1 protein-coding gene and 2 pseudogenes are annotated in these 2618 nt (G+C 47.6%); all 3 read left to right on the top strand.

Annotated elements, in window-relative coordinates:
- Positions 1–200 (top strand): annotated as a pseudogene (locus ACFIKO_RS09070) (phage tail protein); the annotation flags it as partial.
- A gap of 9 nt (positions 201–209) precedes the next feature.
- Positions 210–443, top strand: a complete 234-nt coding sequence (locus tag ACFIKO_RS09065; RefSeq protein ID WP_375673846.1) for a hypothetical protein — start codon at positions 210–212, stop codon at positions 441–443.
- 21 nt (positions 444–464) lie between these two features.
- A pseudogene (locus ACFIKO_RS09060) lies at positions 465–2618 on the top strand (hypothetical protein); the annotation flags it as partial.

Genomic DNA, 2618 nt, shown 5'->3' with positions numbered 1-2618 from the left:
GGTTTACAGAAAAAGACAAGCCGCCTCGCTTACCTTGGTTTATCAGGAGCCCCTTTGCTAATTTTTTATATTATTCAACGCCTATAACAGAAGGTCTGAATGACAGAGCGCATCATGAACATCACCTTATGGCAGAGAGGGTTGGTGGTGTTGAAACGCGCCCCGTTAATGTGAGTGTAGTTTATGGGATCAAGACATGAGGAGTTGAAATGTCATTAAAACCGTTTGCGATATCAGAGATTAGCGACCCGTCTCAAGTACGGGTCGTTTTGTATTCTGGGGGAGGTTTTGTCCATGCGCCGCTTAATGGCATTTTTGATTTACTGAAAGCCGCATTGAAAACGGAGCTTGATGGATCTGTGAAAGATTTAGAGAAGCGCTTAGAGGCATTAAGAGAAGAGTTAGAAGATTTAAAAGAGTGTTCTTTAGACGAAGTACTCTGAATGATGTGAGGACAAAAGCAGATGAAGATACCCGATCATGAACATGAATATTTGATACCTGTCGCGACGCAAGAGGAAATCAGAGAAGGGACATCACAAGATACGGTTGTTGTTCCAAAGCTTTTAGGAACGGCATCGTTGTATTCGTATGAAACCTTTGCACCATTAGAACAGGTTGTTAATGCAAGACAAGAAGCAGAAAAAGCTATAGTGCGTGCGAATGGCGCGCAACAAACAGCAGATCAAGCGAAAACTATAGCAGATAGTGTCAAGGAATTATCGGATGCAGCAGCGACGACGATAGCGCAAGCAGCAGGCACAGCAGCGAGTGCAGTTACTGTAGCTTCTGAAGCCAAGACGACAGCTGAGACAGCTTTAGAGCAGGCAAATACGGCATTAACAGCATCCAATGCTGCTAAGACAACAGCAGAGGTCTCGAAAACTTCCTCAGAAGATGCCAAGATGAAATCAGAAGCGGCAGAGAGGTTAGCGCAAGAAGCCAAGCGTATTGCGGAGGATACTAAAGGTGCAGCCGATAGAATGACGACAGCGGTCACGGAAAGCTCTCAAAGAGTGACACAAGTTCAAGGCACAGTAGAGACAGCTTTGACAGAGGCAAGAGAAGCCAAGGCAACGGCAGGAGATGCAAAAACACTTTCCGAACAAACCAAGAGCGCTTTTGATGATGCCAAGCAGGTGATGGGTGAGGTGAAGAATGTTGCAGAAACGGCGGCAGCGAACAGTGGGCAAGCTCTCACGACAGCTTCTGAAGCCAAGACGACAGCTGAGACAGCCTCTTCGGTAGCTGGTGATGCAAAAGAAACGGCGTCTAAAGCTCTGTCGGTAGCTCATGATCTTAAGCAATCGGTTGATCATGTCAAGAATACAGCAGAGGGAGCCAAAAGGACAGCAGAAGGAGTAGAACAGAGGGCTTTAACAATAGAAGACGTTGCTACACAAGCCAAGACTAAAGCCGGTGAAGCGAAACAATTGGTTGAAGAAGTTAAGACGAGAGCGCATTCGGCAGAAACGTTAGCGAATAATGCAAAGCGGTTAGCGGATAGCGCAAAAGATACAGCGGTGGAAGCGAAAAATAAAGCAGAGGATGCTCATGTCCTTTCGCAAGACGCTAAGAGCACAGCAGAGACGGCAGAAGAGAAAGCCGCAAGAGCCGAAAAGAAGGCGGATGATGCGACAGTCACAGCTTCAGAAGCCAAGACTATGGCGCAAGAGGCAAAACAGGCGTTAGAGACATCAACAGCGCACCAAGATGCTTCAGAAGCATTGTCTAAAGCCGCTGAAGCGAAGAAAGTAGCAGATCAGGCAGCAACGTTAGCCAATGAAAGTAAAACGACAGCTGTTGAGGCAAAAGGTTTAGTGGAGGAAGTAAAACAATCGGTAGCGGCAGCGACAGAAACAGCAGAAACGGTAGCTAACGAAGCCAAAGGAGCATCAGAAAGCGCTGTTAGGGTGGCGAACACAGCGAAGATCACAGCAGAAGAAGCCAAGAGTGCAGCGGATACAGCAACAGCGACGGCTCATCAAGCCCAACAGAGTGCAGAGGAGGCTACAAAATTAGCTTCTGAAGCGAAAGCGGTAGCAGAGTCTGCGGCGCGTTCAGGAGAGACGGCAGGGCAGGTTGATGCAGAAGCGTTGAAGGGTATAGCTACAGCAGCAAAGAGTAAAGCGGAAGCAGCAGAGAAGGTAGCAGAAGAAACGAAAGGTGCTTTGGATGGTCTAAAACAATTAGCCAATAGTGCGAAGTCGACAGCGGACGAGGCAAAGAAGGTAGCTGATGGTGCACAAAAGAAGGCATCACAGGTAGAGACAGTAGCGGGTGAAGCTGAAAAGATAGCGAAAGAAGCCAAACAGACAGCTGGTTATGCTAACCATGAGGCGGCACAAGCGCGCAGTGAGGTAGAAAAGGCAAAAAGTACAGCTCATGAAGGATGGAGTAATGCCAATAAAGCTCAGGAAGTAGCAGGTGACGCTAAGACTATAGCAAGTTTAGCGCGTACGTACGCAGATGAAGCCAAGAAGATAGCGGAAAATTCAGGCAACACAGCTCATCAAGGGTGGAGTACAGCTAACAACGCGAAGGAAGTAGCAGGTGACGCTAAGACTATAGCAAGTTTAGCACGGACATATGCAGACGAAGCCAAGAAAAAAGCGGAA

The organism is Bartonella sp. TS82HLJMH (assembly GCF_042193495.1).
Lineage (GTDB): Bacteria > Pseudomonadota > Alphaproteobacteria > Rhizobiales > Rhizobiaceae > Bartonella > Bartonella grahamii.
Note: the sequence above shows the minus strand (reverse complement) of the source record. Positions and strands in the feature narration are given on the sequence as shown.